Genomic DNA, 19,159 nt, shown 5'->3' on the forward strand with positions numbered 1-19,159 from the left:
CTCTGCCACACTGCGCCCGGCCGGCCAATGTGTGCCGTTGGACCGGGCATTCAGCCCGTTGCGCACGCGCTCCTGTCCGGGCGTCGCCGGAATAAGCCCGTGGCTGGTCGCCCGCTTGTTCAGGGCAGCATATGCGTATCCCCGGCGGCCTGCGGCGGCAACTTGATCGTCAGCGCCTTGAATTCGCCGCTGGTTGCGATCGAGCCTGCGTGCGCGACGCCCTCCGGGACGACGATCAGGTCACCTGGGCCGACCTCGCGCTGTTCGCTGCCCAGCCAGAATGTGCCGCGGCCCGCAATGATGTACTGGATCTCGTTGGCGCTGGTATGGTAGTGCCTGGGAACGTTGCCCGACTGCACCGCAACCGTCCCGTATGGCGTTGCCACCAGTATTTTCGTACGCAGTGTGCCCATGTTGGGGACCTGCGGCCCGATTTCTTCATTCGTCATGGCCGCCAGGTTGATGATCTGCGGCGCCAGCGCGGCTGTCGGGGTCTGCGCGTAGGCCGGCGGCAGCCCCATGCGGGCCGCAAGGTAGCCGCAAGCAAATGCGATCGAGACGGAGGCAAGGGCGGATAAGCGATGCATATCTTTCCCCTTCGGTTGCTTGGGACCCCTACATTGTTACGACGCTTCAAACCTGCGTTACGGTTCGATTGTCCCACTGCGATCCGCACCCAGAAGTGGGGGAAACCCGCGCTCAAGCGTTCTTGAGTTGATCCAGCAAATACCGAAGTCGTCGGGCCTGGGCAGGCACGATTTGCGGAGTGGACGCCATTCGCTCTACGCGATCGAGCCAATAGCGTCGACCGAACACGGCGATGTTGTCATCGACGGCAACGGCGATCTCGAGGTGTGTAATGGCGCCATCGAGACTCTTCGCCGTATAGGGGCTTTCTTCCTGCGCCCCGGTTTGAGCGCGTTGCCGTGTTATTGCACGCTTCGCATTTTGATTGGCGCGCTTCGGGGGCGGAAATGTTTCTTGTTCAATTGTGGTTATCATTATTTTGCCTTACGTTTCAATAACTGCACCGTGCATACGAATTGCGTATTGGATCGCAACCCCGTCGTATTTCGGTGCAACCGTGTCGGCAAGGTATCCAGCAAGGGGCGTGCCAGCCTTCCACGGCCACGTGGCAGCGGGATAAGGCGGCGCGTGAGAGGGCGGCGCTGGACGATTCCGACCGCGGAAATGGCGCAGAGTGGACGATTTCGACCACTTCGGCCTGATTGCCCGGTGTGCCTCAACGGGCTGGGGCGAGTCCCTGGACGTTCGGTCCGATAGACGCTTCGTGGCGCAATTGAGCTAGCAACGCTATCGCGTCGGCAATGCGGCGGGTCGAATCGGCCGATTGCTCCCGCAACCCGCGAGCGAGCGTGTCGATCGCTTCGGTTTGGCGGCCGGTGGAGCGCAAGAGGTCCGCGAGGTAGCGCGCGGCATCCACGCGCGCGGGCACCGAACCGAACGCGAGCGCCGTCGAAAGGGCGGTGCGCAATCCCTGCTCGGCGGACGTCAGATCGCCGAGCGCCCACTGCGCCCGCGCGCGCGTGACCAGCAGTTCGCCAAGATGGGCGCGTTCCTGGCGCGCGAGCGTGTCGTCAACCGCGGTGGCCAGCATCGCTGCGCATTGTTCCGCGCGGCCGGATCGCAGCAGCAGCTCGCCGTGCTGCCACATTTTGAAGGAATAGAACAGCGCGCCGCCGTTGCAGACCATGTGGTTGTCGTAACCGTCGAGCATCACGGCTTCGGCTTCTGCGTTCAGGCCCAGCTCGCTGAGATGGCAGCCGCGCAAGATCTGGCCCATGCCGCGATAGAACGGGAAGCCGTTGGCGATCGACACCGATTCGAGTTCGCTGGCGAGCGGCCCGCGCCGCGCCTGATCGTCGAAAAGGCACGCCAGCCACGCGGCGCCCTGCAGATTGACGGCGTGCGCCAACGCGTGCGTACCGGGCTCGCTCGCGCGCAGGATCAGCATTTCCATCGCGCGCCGGGCTTGCCCGAACTCGCCGATCTGGTAGGCGGCCAGCCCCTCGAATGTCAACGCGAGGCTCGCCAGGTCGATGCCCTGTGAGCCCGTGCGCACATCGTCCCGCGTCACGCCGAGCAGATTGCCTCGCGCGAGGCAAGCGAGCGCTTCTTCGCTGTCGCCAAGCCAGTAGAGCGTGTTGGTCATCGCGACGTGCGCTTCGTCGCGTGACACGCGATCGCCGCTGTGCTGGGCGCGCTGCAGCATCTCCTGTGCGCTCGCGCGCGCCTGCTTGAGCTGGAGGGTCGTCAACTGGGTGGTCCAGACGCCGAACTGGATCGCCGAGATTTCGCCAGGCTCGCAGATCCCTTCGCCGATCTCGAGCGCCGCGGCGTAACAGGCTGTCGCTTCCGCGTACAGCCAGCCGTGCACGCTGCGCAGGCTTATGCCGAGCAGCCGGTAGGCGTCGAACTGGGCGCGTCGCGCGGCGGCTTCGTCGCGGCTTGTCTGCAGCACGTCGAGGCAGCGCCGCAAATGCGGAATGGCCTCGGCGAAGCGCGAGGCTTCGATCAGCGCGCTCGCGTGTTCCAGACTCTTGTGCGCTTCGCGATGGTGTTCCTCGCGCGACTTCAGGCGGCGTTCGACCGTCTTGCGCCCGACGCCGAGCAAGCTGGCGGCGGCACTCTTGTTCCCTGCGGTGCGTTCCAGCGCGCGATCGATGAGGAGGTCTTCGGCGGCGGCGAGCTTGTCGCGTCCCTCGAGTTGCAGCAGCATGTCCGCGAGCGCTGCGCGCGAAACCGATCCGGCCGTTTCGCTGAGGAGAAACGGCTCTAGCGTGTCTTCTTCGATCAGCGGCTTTTCGGCCAGCACGCTCAACTGGCTGACCAGGTTGCGCAATTGCCGGATATGGCCCGGCCAGCTATGCCGTCCGAGCCGCCGGAGGGCGGCCGGCGAAAACTCGATGCCTCGGCCTTGTTGCGAGGCGAAATGCGCGACGAGCGCAGGAATGTCCTCGACGCGCTGGTCGAGCCCGGGCACGGCCAGCACGAACACCGCGAGCCGGTAAAACAGGTCCTCGCGGAATAGCCCCTGATGCGCCAGCTCGCGCAGATCGCGGTGCGTCGAGGCGACCACGCGCCCCTCGAAACGCAGGCTCGACGAGCCGCCCACCGGGCGGAACGTCCGCGTTTCGAGTGCGCGCAGCAGCTTGGGCTGCAGTGCGAGCGGCAACTCGCCGATCTCGTCGAGCAGCAGCGTGCCTTTGCCGACCTGCAGCAAGAGCCCCGGACGACTCTCGCCAGCGCCGGTGAAGGCGCCTTTGACGTGCCCGAACAGCTCCGCTTCGACGAGATGCTCGGGAATCGCGCCGCAATTCACATCGACGAACGGTTGATCGTGGCGCAGGCTGCGCGTGTGCACGCGGCGCGCGACCAGTTCCTTGCCCGATCCGGTTGGCCCGACGATGAGCAACGCGTGATCGGTGGGCGCGACGCGATCGATCATTCTGACCAGTTGACGAAACGCCGGCGCCTCGCCAATGAACGCGTCGCGATCCGCTTTTGCTCCTGAAAGGCGAACGAAGGGAATGGTACTCATTGCCTCGTGAGCTCCCGATAAACGCGTGGCATTTTCACTGTGATCGTCCCGGCGACTGCGATGGGTGACGGCGCATCGGTCCCGTGCCTCGCGGCGCCCCCGGAGTAGGGTTTTGCAGCGGTCGTAGTGGTCAAGCCTCTTTGGGCACCAGCGAAAATCCGTGAGCGCCATGGGAAGCCGGGTCTCATTGTAGTCCCGACGCCGCGCCTCATTCTCGAGTTTCGCTTCAACCAGGGATACGCACCATTGCGGGTTCAGGCGATGCTCCCGCCGCGAAAGCGGAGGGAGCATCGGTTGCACCGAGGATCACGCCGAAACCGATAAGGCGATGCGGAGGTCGCTAGAACGCGTGACGGATGCCCAGCATGACCGCTGTCGTGGCCATGCCCGGCGCCACGGGCTGGCCATACGTGATGGGCTGGTTCATCGTTCCCCGGTTGTTCACGTGCCCCACCTGGCCGTAGACGAGCGTCGCTTTCGACAGGCTGTACTCCGCGCCGGCTGCAACTTCGATCGACTTGTTGGCCGAGTTGTTGCGGTCCTTCAGGTAGTACACGCCACTGGTGACCTTGAAGGCAGGCGAGAACTGGTAGCCGAGGCCAGCCGAATACAGGTCGAGGTTGACCTGGTCAAAATTATTCGGATTCCTGCCGTTTGCATACGACGCGGAAACCGAGAAGGCGTGGTACGTGTATAGCGCGCCCACGTAGAGAAAGCGGTTATTGGCCAGTCCGGTGGGCACCGTCGTCGGGCCGGGATTCGTATCGTGGCCAAGGTAGTATCCCGCCGCAAAACGCAGGCCGTAGTTCGAGTATTTCAGTACGGCGGACTCGCGCGTGCCTCCCTGGAAGCTGCCCGGCACACCGCCGGGGGCATACTCGAGTGCCGCGGACAGCCCAGCGAACTTGGGCGATTCGTAGACAATCGCATTGCTGTCGTACAACGCGCCGATAGGCCCGTTGGTGCTCGCGCCCTGCCAGCCGGCAGCCTGGTTCATGCCCAGCCACGCAGTCAGGATGCTGCCGAAATAGTGTGCTGCCTGGACGTCGGTCTCGGCCATTGCATAGGCAATCGGCACGATCTGGCGACCGAAGTTGACCGTGCCGAACGGTCCCGACACACCTACCGTTGCGATCTGGTTGAACTGTGCGGCCACGCCCGGCGTATCGCCCAGGTTGAACTGGCCGGTGCCGCTGTCGAACTCGCCTTGCAGTCTGAAATTGACGTGATAACCGCCGCCGATGTCCTCGGTTCCCCTGAGTCCCCAGTAGCTCGCGTAGATGCCGCCATCCTTGTAGCGATAGACCTTGCCGAGGTTCGGCGCCGTCGGGCTCAACGTGGCTGCCGACGTGCTTTGATACAACATCCCGGCATCGACGACCCCATACAGCGTCACTGACGACTGCGCGTGTACTGCGCTCCCTGTTGCCGCTAGAGCGGCCGCAGCTATCCATTTCAATTTCATTGCGTCTCCGGTTTCTTTTTGCGTTTAAGCGGCCTGTTGCGACCGCCGTATGTACTGAACACGTCGGATGCTTCGCTTCAATGCCAACTGCGCTCGTCGAAGGCTTCCTGGTCGTGCCTCGCTACTGATTCGGTGTGCTACATGAATCAAAGCCGTTCTTCTATTGTCTCCGCGCGCTTATTTCTCCCGATGAGCGAGCGCTTTACGCACCGCCAAACGGCTTTTGCACGGTCAGCTTGTTGGTCACGGAAGTCACCCCCGGAACACTCTTCGCGATCTCAGCAACCTCATTGATCTGCGAAGCGTCCGTGACCGTGCCGTTCAGCGTCACCGCGCCGCCTCTTGCGACAACGCTGATATCGCCTGCGCTGATCTTCTTGCGCTTGCCGATGGCGGCATACACCTGCCGGCGCAGCGCGCGATCGGCTTGCCTTGCGTTGATGGGGGCCGCAGCGCTTTGCGCGGCGGATGCAGCCGGCACACCGGCAGGCGCACTGGCCGTCTGGCCCGGCTGCGACCAGGCGTTGCTGGACGCGGCCAGAATCAATGTGGCAATCGCCAACGCGCGTGCCTGAATACGGTTCATCGAATACTCCTGTTGTGATGAAGGAAGGAATCAGAAGGGGGGAGCCGAAAGCGGTCTAGCTGACCTTGCGCTGCATGTTTTGCCAGTACTTTTCCTTGACCGTGCGCCGCAGGACTTTGCCGACCACCGAGGTCGGCAATTGCTCGACGAACACCAACGACTTCGGCGCCTTGTAGCCGCCGAGCTTTTCCCTGGCATGCGCGATCAGCTCGGCGGCCTCGACCGAGGCGCCGGGACGCAGCAGCACTTCCGCATGCACAGCCTCGCCCCACTCGGAATGGGGAACGCCGACCACGGCGGCCATCATGACGGCCGGGTGCGAGGCCAGCGCCGCCTCGACTTCGATCGCATAGACGTTGAAGCCGCCGCTGATGATCATGTCCTTCAAACGGTCGACGATGTACAGGTAGCCGTCCTCGTCGATATAGCCGAGGTCGCCCGACTTCCAGGCCCCGTCGGCGAACTCGGCGGCCGTCGTTTCCGAATTGTTGTAATAGCCCTTGATGACGGCCCGGCTGCGGATGTGGATTTCGCCGGGTTGGCCGGTTGGCAGCGGGTTGCCATGCTCATCGGTCACGTAAACCTCGACGCCCGGCGTCGGCCGGCCCGCCGAGGATAGACGTGCGATGCCGCCCGCGGTCTTCTGTCCGGTCTCGTGCTCGGCCTTGTCGAGCGTCGACACGAACATCGGGACCTCAGTCGCGGCGTAGACCTGCGCGAAGATGGGACCGAAGCACGCAATCAGCTCTTCGAGCTTCGCGGGACTCATCGGCGCGGCGCCGTAGATCAGGGTGTTCAGCGAAGAGAGATCGCGTGGGCTGGCGTGCTGCAATTCGAGCAGGCGGTACAGCACGGTCGGCACCAGGAACGAATGCGTCACGCGCTGCTGCTCGGCCGTTTCCCGCCATTGCTCGAGATCGAGCTGATTGAGCGTCAGGTTGGCGCCGCCGGCATAGAAAGTCGGCACGAAGGCGACCATCGTGCCATGCGAGAGCGGCGCCACGTGCAACATGCGCGTGCGGTCGTTGAAGCCGAAATCCGGGTTGCTGAAGCCGCCGTCGCGGCAAGCCATCAGATTGCCGATCGAGTACATCGCGCATTTGCCCTGGCCCGTCGTGCCGCCGGTGAAGCGCAACATGAAGATGTGCTCGTCGTCGTCCAGCTCGACGTTGGCGTCGAGCTCGGAGGCCGTGTCGACGAGGCTCCAGAACGCGCGCACGCCGGGGCGCACGGCCTGTTCCGGCGTCGGATCGTCCATGACGACGATCTCGCAGCCGGCCGCGCGCAACATGGCGTAGTAGTCATCGAGCAGGCGCGTTTCAATGAATACGACCTTCGGCTTGACCAGTTCGATCTGACGCGCGTGCTCTTGCGGCGCGTCGCGCAGGTTGGTCATGACTACCGTGCCTGCCTGCTTGAGGACGGTCGGCAGCATCATCAGGCTCAGGTTGTCGTTTTCGAGGATGAGCAGGAACTTGTCGCCGTTGCCGACCCCGAGCGCATTGCGCAGCGCGTCGGCGATGCGGTTGGTCAGCAGGTGGTATTCGCGGTAGCTGTAACCGCGGCCGCGCTCCACATTGACGATCGCTTGCCGGTCGCCGAAGCGCAGCGTCATCAGGCGCATGATGCGGCAAAAGTTCATCTTCATGGATGTGTCTCCTTTGTTCTTTCGCCCTCCCGCTTTTTGAGCGGAAGGACAGCCCTGTCGCCGGTGCGGCGCGCTTAACGCGCGCGCAGGCGTGACGCGGCGTCGAGGCGGATCGTGTGCGCGTTGAGGTAGGCGTTTTCGATGATGAACGCGCAGCAGTGCGCGAACTCGCGCATGTCGCCGAGGCGCCGGGGGGCTTCGATTTGCGTCGTCAACGCGGCGACAATCTTTTCGTCGAGCGTCCGCACCATCGGCGTCATGAACAGGCCAGGCGCAATGGCGTTGACACGGATGCCGACGTCACCAAGCTCGCGCGCCGCCGGCATGTTCATGCCGAGCAGCGCCGCCTTGGAGGCCGCATAGGCGACTTGACCGATCTGCGCCTCGTAAGCGGCACCCGACGAGATGTTGATGATCACGCCACGCTCTTCGCCGGCCTCCGGCTCGTTCTTGACCATCTGCTCGGCGCATTTCGACATGACGTTGAACACGCCATTGACGTTGACCGCCGTCACCTGGGCGAATTTCGCGAGCGGCGTGGCCTTGCCTTCCTTGCCCAGCACCTTGCACGGCGTGGGCAGCGCCGCGCAATTGATGCAGACGTGAACCGTGCCGAAGCGCTCAGTCACAGCGGCTAGTGCGCTCTGCACCGATTCCTCGTTGGCGACGTCGGTTTGCACGAACATCGCGTGTTCGGCGCCGACGTCCTCGACCGCCTTGGCGCCGGCCTCGGCGTTCAGATCGAAGATAGCGACGCGCGCGCCTTTCTCCTGTACCAGATAGCGCGCTGTGGCGAGGCCGAGGCCCGACGCGCCGCCGGTAATGACGATGACTTTTCCTTCAATACGCATGATGTTTCCTGTAGATATTAAATGCTTCGCCTCGGCGCCCTAGAACGCCGGCACGCCGGTCAAGGCGCGGCCGATAATGAGTTGCTGGATCTGGGTCGTGCCTTCCGGAATCGGCGCGATGATCGCCTCGCGAGCGAGTTTCTCGACGAGGAATTCGGTCGTGACGCCATTGCCCCCGTGGATCTGCACGGCCTGGCGGGCGATCTTCACGGCGGCTTCGCAGGCGAAATACTTGGCCATTGCCGCTTCCATCTCGGCCGGCACGCCGGCTTCGATCATCGACGCGGCGCGGTAGGTCAACAGGCGCGCTGCGTCCACGTTGGTGGCCATTTCGGCCAGCATCGCCGCGATCAACTGATGGCCCGCGATGACCTTGCCGTGCTGGCGGCGTTCCTTCGCATAACGAACCGCTTCTTCGAGCGCGCGGCGGCCGATGCCCAGTCCCTGGGCGGCGACGAATACGCGCGACCGCTCGAACAGCGAGAGCGTATTGCGCAATCCCTCGCCTTCGTTGCCGATCATGTTGGAGGCGGGCACGCGCACATCGGTCAGGAAGATCTGTGCAGTGGACTGGCTGTTGAAGCCGATCTTGTGGATGCCGCGGACTTCGTACGGATGCTCCTTGCGGTCGAGCAGGAAATGGGTCAGCCCCTTGCGCGGGTCGTCGCTGGTTCGGCAGGTGCAGATCAGGAAGTCCGAGTACTCGCCATTGCTGATCCAAGTCTTTTCGCCGTTGATGATGAAATGGTCGCCATCGCGGCGCGCACGCGTTCTGATCTCCAGGACGTTGGAGCCGACGTCGGGCTCGGAAATGCCCATCGAGACGAAACTGTCGCCGCTCAACAGGCCGGGCAGGTAGCGTTCACGCAAATGTGGGGGTGCAACCTTCTCGAGCAGCACGACGCCAAACGAGTTGATCAGCACCGGCACCGACAGGTCGGCCGAAGTGGTGGCCACTTCCTCGAACAGCATCAGCGAAGTCAGCCAATCCAGCCCCATGCCGCCGTTGGCTTCGCTCGCGATGCCCGACACCAGCCCGAACTCCGTTAGCTGGCGCATGATGGCGGCCATCTTGTCGCGCGGCACGAACTTGTCGCGGTATTGCTTGCTGAAGATCGGATCGATCTCGGCGTCGAGGAAGCGTTTCAGTCCATCGACTGCAGCCTGCTGCTCTTCAGTGCGGAATACGCGTCCCATTGTGGAGTCCTTATTGTTTTGCCAGGATATTGACGCCGACCACGGCTTCTTCGATGCCGTACAGGCCGCCGCCGTTTTCCTGAATGGCGATGCGTGCGTCTCGAACCTGACGCTGTCCCGCTTCGCCGCGCAATTGCGTCACCAGTTCGTGAATCTGGCCAAGACCGGTAGCGCCGATCGGATGCCCCTTCGATTCGAGGCCGCCGGACGGGTTGATCGGGATGCGTCCGCCGACCGTGAAGTCGCCGCGCCCGGCCGCGGGGCCGCCTTCGCCGAACGGCACCAGCATCAGCGATTCGGCGTTGAGGATTTCGCCGATCGCCGAGGCGTCGTGCACTTCGGCAACGTCAACGTCCGCAGGGGCGACGCCGGCTTGTTCGTAGGCTTTCTTCGCTGCGAGGTGAGCGATGATTTTTTGCGGCTCGTCCAGACTGCGCGTCGTGCCGGTCTGAATGACGCTGGCCAGCACGCGCACGGCGCGGCCGGGGGTGCCCCACAGGCGCTTCAGGCCGTCGGCGGTGCACAGCACGGCGGCGGCGGCGCCGTCGCTGATCGGCGAGCACATGGCCGTCGTCAGCGGGTAGGTGATCGGCGGCGAAGCCAACACCGCCTCGATCGTCATGGGCTGCTGGAATTGCGCCAGCGGGTTATGCACGGAGTGCTGGTGGTTCTTGGCCGCGACCGCGGCAATCTGGTGCTGCGTGGTGCCGTATCGCTTCATATGGTTGCGGCAGATGGCGGCGTAGACATCCATGAACACGCTGTACGGGCGCTCGGACATCGTGCCGGGCGGGGGCTCGACGCCTTCGCCCAATGCCAGCAGCGTCTTCTTGTTTGCCTCGACCGTGGAGACGTCCCAGCCGCCATCGAATGCGGCAAACATCCTCGCCTTGTCGGCGATGTTCATCTTTTCCGCGCCGACGGCCAGCGCCACGTCGCAGGTTCCGGCGCGCAGTGCCTGCACCGCCAGGTTGAATGCCGAGGAGCCGGCGGCGCAGGCGTTTTCGACGGTGAACACCGGAATGCCCTCGATGCCGATGCGGCGCATGGCGATGGGCCCGGGAATCGCGGTCTGCCCCTGGAACTGGCCATTGGTCAGCGTCGCATAGAATGCCGAGCCGATGTCGGCAGCCTCTGCGCCGGCGTCTTTCAAGGCCAGGGTGACGGCTTCGCCGACCATGTCGTATACGCTGCGCTCAAGCAGGCGCCCGAACGGCGTCATGCCGACGCCGGCCACATAGATATCGTTCATGTAATTCCCGAAAAAGGGATGAGAGATGCAGGATGAAGACGTGGGTCGGCTCAACGGCCCTGGAATTGCGGCGCGCGCTTTTCGGCGAATGCCTGCAAGCCTTCCTGCAGGTCAAAGCTGCGCAGATGGCGACGCAGCATGACCTGCTCATGCAGCAAGGCGTCGTCCCGGCTCTTGTCGGCGGAGACGCGCGCGACTTCCTTCATGCGCCGCAACACGACAGGGCTCTTGCCGGCAATCTGGCCGGCCAGCTTCATCGCCGCATCGGCCAGGTCGCCGTCGGGATGCACTTCGGAGACGAAACCGTATGCCTTCATCTCAGCCGCCGAAAGCGTCTTGCCGGTGAACAGCAGATACATCGCGATGTTCTGGGGAATGAGGCGCGGCAAAACCGCTGCGCCGCCGGCGCCGGGATAGACGCCGAAGTTGGCATGCGCGTCCCCGATGCCGGCGCTTTCCGCAGCGATGACGATGTCGGCGCACATGGCCATCTCGAGGCCCCCGGCCATGGTGACGCCGTTCAGCGCGGCGATCACCGGTTTGGGGAAATTGCGCAGGCGCGCAAGCGTTGCGTCGGCCCGGTCGAGGAAATCGGCTTCGCCGGCCTCGGACTTCTGACTGGCCAGCACCTCCTTCAAGTCCGCGCCGGCGCAGAAAGCGGGGCCCGCGCCGGTCAAGACCAGGACGCGAATCTCATCGTCGGCGGCGATCTGTGCCAGCCGGCGATCCAGTTCGGCCAGCAGCGCGGTATTCATCGCGTTCATCGCCTTGGGGCGATTCAGCGTCAAGCGCGCAACCGCGCCCGTTGTTTCAAACAGCAAGGCTTCTTCGGGCATGATGTCTCCGGATTATCTGGGTATGTTGTCGCGGCGGAGAGGCGAAGACCTGTCCGCGCCAGGAAGTCATCATAGGCAGGGGGCAATGACCGCGCGGCTCTTTGGAACGAAAAGTACATTCCGCAGAGCGATCCGCGGTGAATGGTCGTGGATCGCGCGAGTGAGCCGTGACTGTGGAAGGAGGGCGGTCGTCCCGGCACGGACGAAGGACGGCTGCCGTGAGCGCGCAATGACCCGTTCAGCGACGGTGTAGAATCGGCAGCACCACCGTTTGCTTACATCGCCGCGCCTTGAAATCCGACCGCCACCCCTCCCACGTCGCCACACAGGAAGCGACGACCATAGCGGGGTACTGCACGGCAATCGCCAAGACGCTGCAAGCCAGCGGAATCGACAGCGAGCGCATTTTTCGCTCGGTCGGCGTGCCACCCCAGACGGTCAACGGCCCGATGATCCGATTGCCTGTCGCCACCCTGACCCGGCTATACCGTGCTTGCGTGGAGGCCACCAACAATCCGTATTTCGGCCTGTCGGTCGCCCGGCACATCCACATCTCCAACTTGCATGCGCTCGGCTATGCGCTCGCCGCCAGCAGCACGTTGCTCGACTTTTGTCGCCGGCTGGCGCGGCATTTCCGGCTGGTGTCGCAATCGGCGACCGTTCGTGTCATTGAAGAAGGCGACACCATTGCCGTGCACGCCACCGATTTCAGGATCGAGGTCTGCGGCGAAACTGAAGACGCATTCGTGGGTTTCCTGGTGCAGACGATGCGCATGTTGTACAAGCCGGGGTTCAACCCGCTGTCCGTGGCATTCCATCGCCCAATGCCGCGCGAGGGTGACGAGCCGTACCGCGCCTTGATGCGAGCGCCGGTCAGTTTTTCGAATCCGGCCACGACGCTGACTTTCGACAGGCACGCGTTGATGCAGCCGCTCGGCGGCGCCTGCCCGGAATTGGCGCAAGTCAACGACAATATCGCCAATCAATATCTTGCCCGACTGGACAAGAGCGACGTGGTGACCGGTGTCACGCAGAAAATAATCGAATTGCTGCCCTCGGGCGACTGCAGCAGGGAGAAGGTCGCGGAAGCGTTATGCGTGAGCCCGGCTACGTTGCAGGTGCGCCTCGCGCAGCGCGGCACGCATTTCCTGCAGATCATGGATGACACGCGCCGGGAACTGGCTTGCAATTACATCCGGCAGCGAAGCAGCTCCGTAACTGAAATCGCTTTCTTGCTTGGATTCACGAGCACCAGCAATTTCGCCCGCGCATTCAAGCGCTGGACCGGCGTATCGCCTACGCAGTTCCGGGACGATCGAACTGACCAGGCGGCTTTGTCGTAGTAGGGATCAGCCGATGAAATTCTCGCGAGCCTCGAATGGCTTTGCGCACGGGTATAAACAGTATTGGGACGAACAGTATGAACATCAATGAAGCTGCGATTGACGACGCCGTTCTCGCGCTCCTGCACTTGACCTTGCATGATCACTACCGTGCCTGGAAAGGCTTCGATTGGGATTCCCTCAATCGTCTTTATGAGCGAGGCCTCATCGACAATCCCGTCAACAAGACGAAGTCCGTGGTACTCACTGACGAAGGCTTGCGCGAATCCGAACGTCTCTTCAAGCAACTCTTCAGCACGGGTGACAGCACAATCGATTAATGGAACGAATTTTTAACTCGTGACACTCGTTCTGCCTTCACGATCTTCGGTGTGAAGCAGTGCCTCGACGAAAGTGGGGTGCCGCGCGCCTACGTCGACGCATTGCGCACAAATGCGGGGCATCGAACTGTCGGTACGCCGCAGACATCCCGCGGCGAGGCTGTCGGCGCGCCACCACCACTTTGCGCTTCGCAGTCATGCCCGCGGCTGCCGCGCAGGCCCGATGCGACCGTGCAACGCCGCGTGCCGCCTCGGGGCGCGGCACGCGGCGCGAACATGGCATACCCTGTGCTCGAGGTTCTGCGGCCTCCCCGATATGCTAAGCTTTTGAGGAGCGCTGCGCGCAAATATGGCGTGCGATCGATTGCTTTTCTCGGCTGTATGAAGAGGAGAAGCGCCCATGAAGATCCTATGGGTCGATGACCACGAAATTCTTTGCGTTGCGCTTTCCGAATATGTCCAGACACACGCGTCGGAGCTGAGCGCAACGCCAATCGACATCACGCCCGTGTTCACGCTTGCCAGCGCGCTTGAAGAAGTCAACAAGACACCTCCGCCGGACCTCGTATTCCTGGATCTCAATCTGGATGGTGAGAACCGCGGCGCTGCCACACTCGAGCATTTCCAGGCCGGCAATCCATCCGGCGTTCCCGTGGTCATCTGCACAGGACTGGCACCTGGAAGCGATCATGAAGTGGAAATCCTGCGAATGTGCATGCGTGACTACGCTGCTCGAGGCATCCTGCTGAAAGGCGGCGCGCACAAAAAGATGTTCGTTGGACTGAGCCGGATCTTGGGAGGTGAGCTCTGGATTCCGGAAGAAGTCTTGCTCCGCTTCGCCTGCTCGACACAAGCACCCACAGCCAGCCGGAGTCAACATCATCTTGGGCTTTCTCCGCGCGAGTGGGAACTGGCGCGCTGCATTGCGCGTGGCCTCTCCGGGAAGCAGATCGCAAGAGAGCTTGGCGTCTCCGAGGGTCATGTCCGGCAGGTTTCTTGTGTCATTTACGACAAACTTCAAGTCAGAAACCGCGTTGAAGCGGCACTTCGAGTCAATGCCGAGCTGGCGCTTGGAAGGGGGGAGGCAGATACGCGACCGTCGTAAAGAGTTCTGCTACACCGCGTTTCATGTGCCCTTGCCATCCCTTTTAGCCGCCTTCGGTCGACGTTTTGGGTTTGTATTTTGCAAGTGTGGTCAATAAGGTCCGTTCCGAAACCGGTTTCGACAAAAGCTTCATGCCACTCACGGCGACTTTTTTGAGCACAGCCGACGAGGTGTCGCCCGACCACAGGATCGCAGGGATCGCAGCGCCGCTGGCGGCGCGGACCGCCGTAATCGCGGCAATACCGTCCTCGTTTTCCAGCCGGTAGTCGGAGAGGATGAAGTGCGGACCGCTTGCCAACGCTTCGATGCCCAATTGCTCGATGACATCGGATGACGATTCTCCCGCCACGACGTAGCAGCCACGCTCGCTCAGGCGCATCGATATTTCGATCCTCAAGTCGCGATTGTCCTCGATGATCGCCACGACCATATTGGTCAGGTCCGGGTCGGCGTCTTCGACCGTTTGAACCTCGCGCAACTCCGGCGGTATGAGTCCGATGAACGGGACCGTAACCGAGAAACGCGATCCGCGCCCGGGTGTCGAGTCCACGTCCAGTGTATGACCAAGAAGGTTCGCGAGGCCCTGGACGATGGACAGACCCAGGCCGAACCCTTTTTCGCGATTCCGCTCGGGATTATTGACCTGGACATAGCTTTTGAAGATATCCGCCTGTCTGCCTTCGGGAATGCCAATCCCGTTGTCCCAGACGTTTATCTTTATGTGGCTGCCTCGCTTCTGGCAACTCACCAGAACATGCCCCTTCTTGCCTCCCTCTTCGGAAGGCGTGTAACGGACCGCGTTGATCACCATATTCCGGACGATCCTGTCCAACGCATGTCGATCCGTATGGACCAGCCAGGGGCGGCTATGGAGTCTTAACTTCAGCCCCTTCGCCTCAGCCAGCGGCTGCATATCCACGACGATGCCGCGCAAAAGGGAAGGCAGCGCTACTTCCTGAACTTCTACGTTCCAGGTGCCGGACTCGAGGCGGCAGATATCGAGTGCGCCGTTAATCATCCCTTCCATCGCATCCACTTGCCTTTGGGCAAGCGAGACGTCCTCGACCAGATGAGTCGATTTAATGCTCCGCACGATGAAATTCAGCTTCAGGCCGAGCGTGGTGAGCGGTTGGCGCAAGTCATGGCTGATCGCAGCGATAAGCAGGTTCTTCTCCGCCTTTGCCGCTTCAGCCCGCTCTCGTGCCTCATCGAGAATAATCTGTTTAACATACGAGCGTTGCTGACTGTAAAAGACAAACCACGCGAGGAAACAATAGCCAATGAGTTGAGACGTATAAAAAACCAGGATTCCGGGCCGGTAAATCAATAGAGGGGGGGCCAGGCTAAATCCGAACGGGATAGCACCGAGCACGAATGAGCCTAAATTCGCCCGAAGACTGGGTGCGAGCAGCAGCAAGGTAAATGTATGGCTGATTAGCGTGTACTCAAGGAAGCCAAGACTGGCCAATTTGACGTAGGGAGCATGGCTCGAGAAATCGGGAGGGGTTAGCCCAAAGCTACCCACCGCCCACCAGAACGATGTCAACGTGACGGCCGCAGCCCATACCCAGTGCATCTGCTCGACCGCGTCGGCGCTGGCATGCTTCGGGAGCGCCATGGTCCGTTTCAGCAAGCAGGCTGCCATGGGCGTGGCCACGCCCCACAGCCCCAGAATCCAGGCGAAACGAAACCAGCGATAGCTCTCCGGCGTTTTGATCCACGATCCATAGATGGACAACAGCGTGGCTCCGACCGACACAAGCACGGTCCAACATACCGCTCGACGGGACAGCGATCTTAATAACTCACGTTTGACAAAGAGATGCTGCTCGGTACTGAGTGCTGCAACCGCTCCCGGAAAGGGATTCACGAATTCAGCGAATCGGCGGAACTCGATTTCGTGAGCCGTTTCACCCGCGCACGGTGATGTTCTGGCACCGGGTTTTGCGCCCGCGTCAGCGTAACGTCGTGTTTGAATACGGGACGCCATAGCAGGCCTCCGAGAATCAAATGCAGCTACGCTCCGTAGTGCTCGCTTTGTGTTCCGCTGCCATCTCTTTCACCGGCCTTCGGTCACGGTTTTGGGCTTGTGTTCTGCAAGTATGGTCAGCAAGGTCTGTTCCGCATCCGGTCCCGACAAGAGCTTCATGCCGCTGACGGCGCCTGTTTTGAGCACAGCCGACGAGCTGTCGCCCGACCACAGGATTGCAGGGATCGCAGCGTCGGTAGCAGCGCGGACCGCCGCGATCGCAGCAATACCGTCCTCGTTTTCCAGCCGGTAGTCGGAGAGGATGAAGTGCGGACCGCTTGCCAACGCCTCGATGCCCAACTGCTCGATGACATCGGATGAGGATTCCCCGGCCACGACGTAGCAGCCATGCTCGATCAGGCGCATCGATATTTCGATCCTCAAGTCGCAATTGTCCACGATGATCGCCACGACCATGTTGGTCAGGTCCGGGGCGGCGTCTTCATCCGTTTGAACCTCGCGCAACTCCGGCGGTATGAGTCCGATGAACGGGACCGTAACCGAGAAACGCGATCCCCGCCCGGGTGTCGAGTCCACATCCAGTGTGTGACCAAGAAGGTTCGCGAGGCCCTGGACAATGGCCAGACCCAGGCCGAACCCTTTTTCGCGATTCCGCTCGGGATTATTGACCTGGACATAGCTTTTGAAGATATCTGCCTGTCTGCCTTCGGGAATACCGATCCCGTTGTCCCAGACGCTTATCTTTATGTGGCGGTCACGCCTCTGGCAACTCACCAGAACATGCCCCTTCTTGCCTCGCTTTTCGGAAGGCGTGTAACGGATCGCATTGGTCACCATATTCCGGACGATCCTGTCCAACGCCTGGCGATCCGTACGGACCAGCCAGGGGCGGCTATGGAGTCTTAACTTCAGCCTCTTCGCCTCAGCCAGCGGCTGCATATCCATGACGATGCCGCGCAAAAGGGAAGGCAGCGCCACCTCCTGAACTTCAATGCTCCAGGTGCCGGACTCGAGGCGGCAGATATCGAGTGCGCCGTTAATCATCCCTTCCATCGCATCCACTTGCCTTTGCGCAAGCGCGACGTCTTCAACCAGATGGGTCGATCTCATGCTCCGCTCAATGAAATCTAACTTCAGGCCAAGCGTGGTGAGCGGTTGGCGCAAGTCATGGCTTATTGCCGCGATAAACTGGTTCTTCTCCGCCGTTGCCGCGACAGCCTGAGATCGCGCCTCCTCGAGAACGACCTCATTGACACACGTCCGTAGCTGATCGTTGCAAATGAACCATACGATGACACAATAGCCAATTAATTGAGCCGTATACCAGTCAAACATTCCTGGCCGGTGAGTAAACAGCAGGGGTGCCATGTTGAAGCCGAATGGGACTGTGCCGATTACGAGTGCACCTAAAGCCGCACGAAAGCTGGGTGCGAGCAGCAGCAAAGTAAATGCGTGGCTGATCATCGTCAGTTCCATGAAGCCGTACCTGGCGAATCTAAAGTAATAACCGTGGAGAACCACGAAGGTGGGTGGGGTTAGTCCAAAGCTGGCCGCCGCCCACCAGAACGATGTCAGCATGACCAATCCAGCCCACGCCCAATGCATCTGCTCGACCGCGCGGACGCCGGCGTGCTCCGGGAGCGTCATGGTTTTTTTCAGCAAGCAGGCTGCCGAGGGAACGGCTATCGCCCATAGTCCCAGGATCCAGACGACACGGAACCAGGGATAAACATCAGACGTTTGGATCCACGATCCCATTACGAACCAGAACGGGCTTCCGATCAACAGTAGCGCGATCCAATATACCGATCGACGGGAGAGCGATTGCAATAACTCGCGTTTGACGAGGAGATTCTGCTCGGCACTGAGTACTGCAATCGGCCCTGCAAAGAGATTCATCAATTCAGAGAATCTGAGGCGCTCGATTACGCGAGCGGCTTCACTCCCGCACGGTGATGTTCTGGCCCCGGGTTTTGCGCCCGCGTCAGCATCACGTGGTGTTCGAGTACAGGACGCCATAACCGGCCTCCGGGCATCAGGTGCAGCTACACCCCATTGTGCTAGCGGTCCGCCGGCAAGTCGATGGACAAGTGTTCTGTTTTTTGCCGAACAAAAGTTCGTGACTCATACAGGTAGCCCGTGGCTGAGCACCATTCCGGGTATTGGGTGGAAGACCATCAAAGCGGCCGAGCGAGGGTGAATATGGGGCGGCGGCCTCGCTAACGAATAATCGCAGGGCGACACCGAACATTTATTCGCCCACAAAGGAACATTTAATGCCGAACATCAAATTATCGACGTGGCTACAACTGACACGGTTACACGGCGTAATAATGCAACATAATTCGAAACAAGGAGGGCGGCAATCGCCGCAGCATGGCTCACGTTACGCCCCCGAGTCAGGCCAGCCGGGTCTCAGACGACTCTACACCCCATATCAACCACAACATCCAGTTTGTCCGCAGAACTGGCTGCAGTGTGCTATCAGGCATCCTGATTATTAAGTGAGCAGTAAATCAAGGAGATCCATCATGAAAACCTTTGTATGCCTTGTCCTTGCCAGCTGTGCGCTTGCAAGCCCGGTCGTCAGCTTTGCTCAGAGCACCGCGCCCGTCACCCGTGAGCAGGTGCGTGCGGAACTGATCCGCCTCGAGCAGGCCGGCTATCGCCCGGGCGACGGCGACCATACGACGTATCCTGAGCAGATTCAAGCTGCTGAAGCGAAGATCACTGCACAGGACAGCCAGAAGGCGGGCGACAGTGACGTTGGCGGCACGACGGCCAATGGCACCTCTGCTTCCGGTGGCGTCATGCAAGTGTCGAAGCCCATGTCATCGTCGTGTGTCGGCCCCGCAAGTTACTGCAACCTGTTCTTCGGCAATTAACCGCCGATGGCTCTCCCGACCGCGCCCCCACGATCCGGGTAACGTGCCCGAATCGTATGGGGGCGTCCTTAACGGAAGCGTCCCAAGTTTCGGACCCTCCGCAACGAATAGCCGGTGAC

At 61.6% G+C, this 19,159-nt stretch carries 16 protein-coding genes; 4 read left to right on the plus strand and 12 right to left on the minus strand.

What is annotated here, in order from left to right; all coding sequences use genetic code 11:
- Window positions 1–119 precede the first annotated feature (119 nt).
- The 10 genes from E1956_RS34935 to E1956_RS34980 all read right to left on the minus strand — a co-directional run bounded on the left by E1956_RS34935 (window position 120) and on the right by E1956_RS34980 (window position 11,397).
- Window positions 120–587, minus strand: a complete 468-nt coding sequence (locus tag E1956_RS34935) for a cupin domain-containing protein (protein ID WP_134757771.1) — start codon at window positions 585–587, stop codon at window positions 120–122.
- 112 nt (window positions 588–699) lie between these two features.
- Window positions 700–1,002 carry a hypothetical protein gene (locus E1956_RS34940; RefSeq protein WP_134757773.1) on the minus strand — a complete coding sequence of 101 codons (303 nt, stop codon included), beginning with the start codon at window positions 1,000–1,002 and terminating at the stop codon, window positions 700–702.
- 241 nt (window positions 1,003–1,243) lie between these two features.
- A complete protein-coding gene (locus E1956_RS34945; protein WP_134757775.1) occupies window positions 1,244–3,562 on the minus strand; it encodes a sigma 54-interacting transcriptional regulator in 2,319 nt (772 codons plus the stop codon).
- A 340-nt stretch (window positions 3,563–3,902) separates the two neighbouring features.
- The gene (locus tag E1956_RS34950) at window positions 3,903–5,027 is read right to left on the minus strand and encodes a porin (RefSeq protein WP_134757777.1); all 1,125 of its coding nucleotides are present in this window, start codon (window positions 5,025–5,027) and stop codon (window positions 3,903–3,905) included.
- A 202-nt stretch (window positions 5,028–5,229) separates the two neighbouring features.
- A complete protein-coding gene (locus E1956_RS34955) occupies window positions 5,230–5,613 on the minus strand; it encodes a BON domain-containing protein (RefSeq protein ID WP_134757779.1) in 384 nt (127 codons plus the stop codon).
- A gap of 55 nt (window positions 5,614–5,668) precedes the next feature.
- Window positions 5,669–7,261, minus strand: a complete 1,593-nt coding sequence (locus E1956_RS34960; RefSeq protein WP_167760207.1) for a class I adenylate-forming enzyme family protein — start codon at window positions 7,259–7,261, stop codon at window positions 5,669–5,671.
- 74 nt (window positions 7,262–7,335) lie between these two features.
- Window positions 7,336–8,112, minus strand: a complete 777-nt coding sequence (locus E1956_RS34965; protein WP_134757781.1) for an SDR family NAD(P)-dependent oxidoreductase — start codon at window positions 8,110–8,112, stop codon at window positions 7,336–7,338.
- Window positions 8,113–8,151: 39 nt separating this feature from the next.
- Window positions 8,152–9,309 carry an acyl-CoA dehydrogenase family protein gene (locus tag E1956_RS34970; protein ID WP_134757783.1) on the minus strand — a complete coding sequence of 386 codons (1,158 nt, stop codon included), beginning with the start codon at window positions 9,307–9,309 and terminating at the stop codon, window positions 8,152–8,154.
- A gap of 10 nt (window positions 9,310–9,319) precedes the next feature.
- Window positions 9,320–10,561: a thiolase family protein gene (locus E1956_RS34975; protein WP_134757785.1), complete on the minus strand. Its 1,242-nt coding sequence runs from the start codon at window positions 10,559–10,561 to the stop codon at window positions 9,320–9,322.
- A gap of 50 nt (window positions 10,562–10,611) precedes the next feature.
- Window positions 10,612–11,397 (minus strand): enoyl-CoA hydratase/isomerase family protein, encoded by a 786-nt coding sequence (locus tag E1956_RS34980; protein ID WP_134757787.1) that lies wholly within the window; start codon window positions 11,395–11,397, stop codon window positions 10,612–10,614.
- Window positions 11,398–11,687: 290 nt separating this feature from the next.
- On the opposite strand from E1956_RS34980, the gene E1956_RS34985 reads away from it, so the two are divergent.
- The 3 genes from E1956_RS34985 to E1956_RS34995 all read left to right on the plus strand — a co-directional run bounded on the left by E1956_RS34985 (window position 11,688) and on the right by E1956_RS34995 (window position 14,165).
- Complete coding sequence (locus E1956_RS34985; RefSeq protein ID WP_134757789.1) at window positions 11,688–12,740, plus strand: AraC family transcriptional regulator; 1,053 nt, start codon at window positions 11,688–11,690, stop codon at window positions 12,738–12,740.
- Window positions 12,741–12,817: 77 nt separating this feature from the next.
- Entirely contained in the window at window positions 12,818–13,060 is a 243-nt protein-coding gene (locus tag E1956_RS34990) for a DUF6429 family protein (protein WP_134757791.1), read from the plus strand.
- Window positions 13,061–13,460: 400 nt separating this feature from the next.
- On the plus strand, window positions 13,461–14,165 hold the full coding sequence (locus tag E1956_RS34995; RefSeq protein ID WP_134757793.1) for a LuxR C-terminal-related transcriptional regulator: 705 nt from the start codon (window positions 13,461–13,463) through the stop codon (window positions 14,163–14,165).
- A gap of 43 nt (window positions 14,166–14,208) precedes the next feature.
- Here E1956_RS34995 and E1956_RS35000 read toward each other — a convergent pair whose 3' ends face one another.
- Together E1956_RS35000 and E1956_RS35005 are read right to left on the minus strand one after the other, a co-directional pair.
- Window positions 14,209–16,155, minus strand: coding sequence for an ATP-binding response regulator (locus tag E1956_RS35000; RefSeq protein ID WP_134757795.1), 1,947 nt, complete (start codon window positions 16,153–16,155; stop codon window positions 14,209–14,211).
- A gap of 69 nt (window positions 16,156–16,224) precedes the next feature.
- Window positions 16,225–18,054 carry a sensor histidine kinase gene (locus E1956_RS35005; RefSeq protein WP_167760208.1) on the minus strand — a complete coding sequence of 610 codons (1,830 nt, stop codon included), beginning with the start codon at window positions 18,052–18,054 and terminating at the stop codon, window positions 16,225–16,227.
- A 632-nt stretch (window positions 18,055–18,686) separates the two neighbouring features.
- Here E1956_RS35005 and E1956_RS35010 point away from each other — a divergent pair.
- Entirely contained in the window at window positions 18,687–19,040 is a 354-nt protein-coding gene (locus E1956_RS35010) for a DUF4148 domain-containing protein (protein WP_418789309.1), read from the plus strand.
- Window positions 19,041–19,159: the final 119 nt, after the last annotated feature.

This window comes from Paraburkholderia pallida, from assembly GCF_004524855.1.
GTDB classification, from domain to species: Bacteria; Pseudomonadota; Gammaproteobacteria; order Burkholderiales; family Burkholderiaceae; genus Paraburkholderia; species Paraburkholderia oxyphila.